Source organism: Hydrogenophaga sp. 70-12, from assembly GCF_001897365.1.
Lineage (GTDB): Bacteria > Pseudomonadota > Gammaproteobacteria > Burkholderiales > Burkholderiaceae_C > Hydrogenophaga > Hydrogenophaga borbori.
Window position 1 is genome coordinate 1 of sequence record NZ_MKSS01000358.1, and the last position, 6603, is coordinate 6603.

Annotated in this window: 7 protein-coding genes; 1 reads left to right on the top strand and 6 read right to left on the bottom strand. The window is 70.3% G+C overall.

Annotated elements, in window-relative coordinates; all coding sequences use genetic code 11:
* Nucleotides 1-93 precede the first annotated feature (93 nt).
* The 6 genes from BGO22_RS18420 to BGO22_RS18445 are packed head-to-tail and all read right to left on the bottom strand — an operon-like array spanning nucleotide 94 to nucleotide 5555.
* Nucleotides 94-951 carry a sulfurtransferase gene (locus BGO22_RS18420; RefSeq protein WP_070398121.1) on the bottom strand — a complete coding sequence of 286 codons (858 nt, stop codon included), beginning with the start codon at nucleotides 949-951 and terminating at the stop codon, nucleotides 94-96.
* Nucleotides 952-971: 20 nt separating this feature from the next.
* The gene (locus BGO22_RS18425; RefSeq protein ID WP_070398120.1) at nucleotides 972-2345 is read right to left on the bottom strand and encodes an MFS transporter; all 1374 of its coding nucleotides are present in this window, start codon (nucleotides 2343-2345) and stop codon (nucleotides 972-974) included.
* Nucleotides 2346-2367: 22 nt separating this feature from the next.
* The gene (locus tag BGO22_RS18430) at nucleotides 2368-2691 is read right to left on the bottom strand and encodes an NIPSNAP family protein (protein WP_070398119.1); all 324 of its coding nucleotides are present in this window, start codon (nucleotides 2689-2691) and stop codon (nucleotides 2368-2370) included.
* Between the two features lie 9 nt (nucleotides 2692-2700).
* The gene (locus BGO22_RS18435) at nucleotides 2701-3684 is read right to left on the bottom strand and encodes a Bug family tripartite tricarboxylate transporter substrate binding protein (protein ID WP_070398118.1); all 984 of its coding nucleotides are present in this window, start codon (nucleotides 3682-3684) and stop codon (nucleotides 2701-2703) included.
* A gap of 27 nt (nucleotides 3685-3711) precedes the next feature.
* Entirely contained in the window at nucleotides 3712-4239 is a 528-nt protein-coding gene (locus BGO22_RS18440; protein ID WP_083292971.1) for an aromatic-ring-hydroxylating dioxygenase subunit beta, read from the bottom strand.
* Nucleotides 4236-5555 (bottom strand): aromatic ring-hydroxylating oxygenase subunit alpha, encoded by a 1320-nt coding sequence (locus tag BGO22_RS18445; RefSeq protein WP_239478287.1) that lies wholly within the window; start codon nucleotides 5553-5555, stop codon nucleotides 4236-4238. The genes BGO22_RS18440 and BGO22_RS18445 overlap by 4 nt, the downstream gene beginning before the upstream one ends.
* Nucleotides 5556-5652: 97 nt before the next feature.
* Here BGO22_RS18445 and BGO22_RS18450 point away from each other — a divergent pair.
* A partial coding sequence (locus BGO22_RS18450) for a LysR family transcriptional regulator (protein WP_286852130.1) occupies nucleotides 5653-6603 on the top strand: 951 nt, incomplete at its 3' end.

The window sequence follows — 6603 nt, forward strand, 5'->3', positions numbered from 1 at the left end:
GTGAAGGGAATCGAACCCTCGTATGAAGCTTGGGAAGCTGCCGTTCTGCCATTGAACTACACCCGCATCGGGGCGGATTCTAGCGTCCCGCGCTCAGGCCGCCCCGGTGGCGATGGGCGCGCCGGGCCGGCTGCACCACTCGCTCCAGGAGCCCGGGTAGAGCATCGAGCCGCCCAGGCCCGCGATCTCCATGGCCAGCAGGTTGTGGCAGGCGCTGACGCCGGAGCCGCATTGGTTCACCACGGCCTCGGGTGGGTGGCCATCCAGCACGGCCTCGAATTCGGCGCGCAGCGTGGCAGCCGGTTTGAAGCGGCCGTCGGCCTGCAGGTTGTCGCGGAACAGGCGGTTGCGCGCGCCGGGGATGTGGCCGCCCTGGGGGTCCAGGGTTTCGTTCTCGCCGCGGAAGCGGTCGGGCGCGCGCGCGTCCAGCACCAGCCAGCGCGGCGCGTCGATGTTGGCGCGCAGCTGCCCGTAGTTCGCTGTCGCGGCGAGCGAGGGGCGGGCCTTCAGCGCCGCGGGCGTGGGGCGTGGCGGCACGTCCGCCGTCACCGGCTGGCCCGCGGCCTTCCAGGCGCCCAGGCCGCCATCGAGCACGGCCACCGCGCCATGGCCGATCCAGCGCAGCATCCACCACAGGCGCGAGGCGTACACGCCGCCGCTGTTGTCGTAGGCCACGACCCGCGTGTCGGTGCCGATGCCCAGCGCGCTCATGGCCTGCAGGAACACCAGGGGCTCGGGCAAGGGGTTGCGGCCGTTGTCGCCGGTGCGCTGGCCGGACAGCGTGCGCCCCATGTGCACGTGGTGGGCGCCGGGGATGTGGCCCGCCTCGTAGGCGCGGCGCCCGATCTCGGGATCGCTGGTGTCGCTGCTGCAGTCGAGCACGGTGGGCGGGTTCGGCGAGCGCAGGGCGGCGGCCAGGTCGTCGGCGCTGATCAGGGTGGTGTGGTTCATGGCGAAACGCAGAGGGAGGGTCAGGCCTTGTGGCCGCTGAGCTGGCTGCCCGCGTCGCGCGGCAGGCGCAGGCAGGCGGGCGTGGCCAGGGCGCCGATGAGGGCGAGCATGAGGAAGGCGATGCCGTAGTCGACCGGCGCGGCCTCGGCCCGGCCGGCGCCGCGCGCCGCCAGCGACACCACCACCGAGGACAGCGCGATGCCGACCATGATGGCGAGCTGCCAGACCATGGTGTTGAGCGTGGTGGCCGCGCCGATGCGCGCCGGCGGCAGTTCGGCGTAGGCGATGGCCGCCACCGCGTTGAACTGCACCGCGCGGAAGAAGCCCGCGATGGACACGGCCAGCGCGATGGCGCCCAGGCCCCAGGATTCGCGAAACAGCGCGCACACCAGCAGACCGGCCACGCACAGGCTGCCGTTGGCCAGCATCACGCGGCGAAAGCCCCAGCGGCGCAGCATGGGCGTGGTCTGTGTCTTGGTGAGCATGGCGACCAGGCCGGCGGCCAGCAGCACCAGGCCGCTTTGCACCGGCGTGTAGCCCAGGCCCAGCTGCAGCATGAGCGGCAGCAGGAAGGGCAGGGCGCCGTAGCCCACGCGCAGCAGCGAGCCCGACCAGAACGAGGCCGCGAAGGTGGGCACGCGCAACAGCGAAAAGTCGAGCATGGGCAGGCGCGCGCGGCGGTGGCGCCAGCCGTAGGCCAGGCCGAGCGCGGCCATCGGCACCAGCCACAAGGCCCCGCTCCAGCGCCCTTCGCGCAGGCCGTCGAGCACAACGATGGCGATGGCGAGCGCGCCGCCGAGCAGCAGCCAGGACAGCGGGTCGAAGCGGCCGTCGGCCGCCTGCCGGATCTGCGGGAAGGCGCGCAGCGAGCCCAGCAGGCACAGCAGCGCAATGGGCACGTTGATGAGGAACACCCAGTGCCACGACAGCCAGGTGGTGAGCAGGCCGCCCAGCGGCGGGCCCAGCATGGGGCCGGCCATGGCCAGCGTGATCATCCAGGCCAGCGCGTTCACCAGCTGCGGCTTGGGCGTGACGTGCACGATGGACGTGCGGCCCACCGGCACCATCAGCGCGGCCGAGGCGCCCTGCAGGGCGCGCGCCGCCACCAGCAGGGGCAGGCTGGTGGCCAGCGCGCACATCAGCGAGCTGAGCGCGAACACGGCCAGTGCGGCCTGGAACACGGTGCGCGTGCCAAAGCGCGAGGCCAGCCAGTCGCCGGTGGGGATGAAGACCACGCTGCACAGCAGGTAGACCGTCATCGTGAGGTTCAGGCTGAGCGGGTCCACGCCCAGGCTGGCCGCGATGTCGGGGATGGCCGGCGCGATGATGGTCGAGTCCAGCTGCTCCATGAAGAAGGCCAGCCCCACGGTGAGGGGCAGCAGGCGCGCGTTCATGGGCAGCGGGTGGCCGGGCGGCTCAGTGCGCGCCGGGCGAGAAGGCGCTGGGGCGCAGCACCGTGGTGGTCTGGCGCGCCAGCAGCGGGCCGTTGGCCTCGCTGGCGGCCTTGCCGGCTTTCCAGTCGGGGTCGGCGCCGAAGGCCTTCCAGGCGGCCTCGCTGGCGGCCGCGTCGGCGAAGGCCACCAGGTAGACGAAGGTGTCGGGCTCGCCCTCAGGCTCCCAGCAATGCAGCAGAGTGATGCCGTGGCGCTGGAACAGGGGCATGGTGAGCCGGGCGAAGCGCTCGCGCAGGGCCGGGCCCTGGCCGGGCGCGGCCTCGTAGCGTTTGAGTTCGTGGATCATGGGAAGAGCTTACTGGGTGACCTGGATGCCGCTGGTCTTGACGAACTCCGACCACTTGCGCGCGTCGTCCGCCACCTGCTTGGCGAACTCGGCGGGCGAGTTGCCGCCGGGCTCGGCGCCCACGGTTTCCATGCGCTTGCGCATGGCCGGCGTCTGCAGGGCCGGGCGCAGCACGTTGGCGATGCGCTCGACGATGGCGGGTGGCGTGCCGGCCGGCGCGAACAAACCGCTCCAGCCGGTGACGTCGAAGCCGGGCACGCCCGATTCGGCGATGGTGGGGATGTCGGGCGTCTGCGGGTAGCGGCGCGCCGTGGTCAGCGCGATGGCGCGCAGCTTGCCCGATTGCATCCAGGTCAAGGCGTCGGAGTAGTTGGCGAAGCTCAGGTGCACGTCGCCGGCCGCGGCCGCCGCCACGGCGGGCGCGCCGCCGCGGTAGGGCACGTGGACCATGTTGATGCCCACCTGGTGCTTCAGGATCTCGCCCGCGAACTGCGTGAGCCCGCCGGCGCCGCCGAAGTTGAGCTTGCCCGGGTTGGCCTTGGCGTAGGCGATGAACTCCTTGAGGTTGGTCACCGGCAGCGAGGGGTTGACCATCAGCACCAGGGGGTTGGTGTTGATGAGCGTGATGGGCGCGAAGTCCTTCACGCCGTCGTAGCCGACCTTGAAGATGTACTGGTTCAGGGTCTGGGGCGCGGCCAGCGCCAGTAGCAGGGTGTAGCCATCGGGCGGGGCCTTGGCCACGAACTCGGTGCCCAGGCTGCCGGCGGCGCCCGGCTTGTTCTCGATGATCACCGGCTGCTTGAGCTCGTCCTGCAGGACGGGCTGGATCATGCGGGCGACGATGTCGCCGATGCCGCCCGGCGCGTAGGGCACGACGATGCGGATGGCCTTGCTCGGCCAGGGGTCGCTGGCCAGGGCAAAGGGGCTGGAGAGCGCGAGGCCGGCGCCGAGCAGCGCCAGCGCTGCCAGGCGGCGCGGGATCGTGGGTGTCATGGGCTTTTGTCTCCGGAAGGGTGGGGGTCAGAGCGGATAGACCATCAAGGTGTCGACCATCCGCGAATCCAGCACGACGCGTCTTTGCGCGATTCGCCATCCCTGGGGTCCCGGCTTGAGCACGTCGTCATAGCGACCTGTCGCGAAGACCTCGGTCTCGCCGGTGTACATGGTCCGGTAGATCACGAAGGACGTGCGCACCTCGCAGCATCCGTCGGCCCGGGGTTCGATGAGGGGCCGACCCATCACGTGGCGGTGGGTGTGGCTCTCGAAGATGTTGGCGATGCGCAGCGCCTTGACGCGGTCGTCCAGCATGCCGCGGCCTTCGCACAACACGATGCCGATGGGGCGGCCGGCCTGCTGGTTTTCGCGCGTGGTCACCTGGTAGACGCCGTCCGGCTCGAAGAAGCCGCTCCATTCCTCGACGCGGTCGTCGTCGAGGGCCTGGCCGTAGCGCTCCAGCAGGTCGGCGATGGCCTCGCGCGCCGCCGGGGAAAGGGCCGGCGCCGCGGCCTGGGCCGTGGCGGGCGTGGGGGAGAGAACAGCGGCGCTCATTCGTGGAATCCCATGATGGTCTGGTAGCCGTGCCAGAAGCCGCGCACGGCCGCTTCGGTGGCGCGCGAGGACTCGTTCGATTCGGCGAGCCGGCCGCCCATCTCGATGAACGAGGCCTTGTCGTCGGAGCCGCGCGTGCCCCGCTGCACGAAGGAGTTGATGCAGCCGTCCTCCAGCGCCACCAGGCCGGCGGCGCCGGTGAGGTTGGCCTGCATCACGCGCATCTTTTCCTGCTCGGGCGTGTCGGTCTCGTAGCCCAGGAAGACCCAGAACAGCTCGGTCTTGTCCACGCCGCGCGGCACCACGAAGCGCACCGCCAGCGAGTTCAGCGTGAGCTGGCTCACCAGCGTGGGAAAGATGGTCTGGATGCTGTGCGTGATCTGGTCGTCGAAGCCGTCCCAGGCCTGCAGCAGCTGCGGGCCGTCGAGCTCGGAGCTGTACTTGGCCGAATGCACCTCGGCGCTCTGGTACTCGGCGGCGGCGTCCAGCGTGGCGCGCTTGCTGTAGCTGATGTGGTGCCACTTCTTCTCGGACAGGATGATGCCGCCGTCCATGTCGAGCCGGTTCACCTTGAAGGTGGTGTAGAAGGTGTGCAGCAGCGTGGCGTGGTACGAGTCGCGCACGTTCTCGGCGTACAGCTTCCAGTTGTTGTGGATCATCTGGCTGTGCGTGCCGAGGATCTTCAGGGGGTGGTCCATGTTGCGCTTGAGGAAGGCGGTGATGCGATCGCCCAGGAATTCCTCCAGCGGTGGCGTCTCGTCCTGGAAGGTGCCGAAGACGATGCCCGCCATCACCGACACGCGGATCGGCTGCAGGCGGTGCTGGGACACATCGAAGTCCTCGGGCATGCCGCCCTTGCCCTTGACGCCCTTCTGGAAGGCCACGCCGCGCAGGCGGCCGTCGAGCCGGTAGTTCCAGGCGTGGTACACGCAGGTCAGCGACTTCTTGTTGTCGTGGTCCTTGAGGCAGACCAGGGCGCCCTTGTGCGCGCAGCGGTTGACCATGGCGTGCAGCTCGCCGTTCTCGTCGCGCGTCACGATGATGGGTGTGTCGCCGATCCAGGTGGTGCGGATGTCGCCGGGGTTCTTCACCTCCACCGCCAGGCAGAGGTAGTGCCAGATCGGGCCGCGGAAGATCTTGTCCTGCTCCATCTGGTAGATGGCGGGATCGGAGAAGACGCGGTAGGGCACGCGCGTGGCGCCGCCGGCGGGCCAGCGCAGGCTCACGGGCGGGGCCACGGGGGCCTCGGCCGCGCGAGCGCTCGCGGCGCCAGCGCACGCGTCGGCGTCGTGCAGTTCGCAGGAGGTGGTGTCCATGTCTCGTGGGGGCGGGATGAAGAAGGTGTGCGGATGCTAGGTACGCGCCACTCATAAGTCGATAAGATGAAGGCGATCAACAGTATCTGGATTGCAGATGGGACAAGACGCCGCCCCCCGCTTCGACCTCAACCTGCTGCGGGTGTTTCTCGCGGTGTACGACACCAAGAGCGTGGGCGGTGCCGCGCAGGCGCTGAACATGAGCCAGCCTGGCCTGAGCACCGCGCTGGCGCGCCTGCGCAAGCAGCTCGGCGACCCGCTGTTCCTGCGTGGCGCCAGCGGCATGGAACCCACCAGCCGCGCGCGCAGCCTGGCCGATTCGGTGCGCGGCATCATGCGCGCGGTGGACGCCGAGGTGCTCAAGCCGCCGGTGTTCGACCCCACCACCTCCACGCGCGAGTTCCGCATCGCGCTCACCGACATCGCCGAGGGCATCTACCTGCCGATCGCGCTGCGGGCCTTGAAGGAAAACGCCTCGCGCATGAGCCTGCGCTCGGTGTTCATGTCGCCGCGCGACCTGGAGGAGGCCATGGCGGCGGGCGAGGTGGACATGGCGGCCGGCTTCTACCCCGACATCAAGGGCTCGGCCTTCATGCACCGGCGCATCGCGCTGCACTCGTTCGCCTGCCTGGCGGCCGCGCGCCACCCCGAGCTGGGCGAGCGCATGACGCCGGAGCAGTTCGCGCGCCTGCCGCACGTGGTGGTGGAGGCCACCGGCCGAAGCCAGGAGGTGTTCGACCGCTTCCTGCAGCGGCGCCAGCTGCAGCGCGACGTGGTGCTGCGCACGCCGCACTTCATGAGCGTGCCCGTCATCGTGGCGGAGAGCGACGCGGTGGCCGTGGTGCCGCAGGCCTTGGCCGATTTCATCATCGACCACCCGCGCATCAAGCAGGTGCGGCTGCCCTTTCGGCCGCCCACGTTCCAGGCCAACCTGTACTGGCACCGCAGCGCGCACACCGACCCGGCCAACCAGTGGCTGCGCCAGGCGCTGATCCGCGAGTTCCCGCGCCTGCAGGCGCGCGCCTACGACCGCAACGGCCGCGCGGCC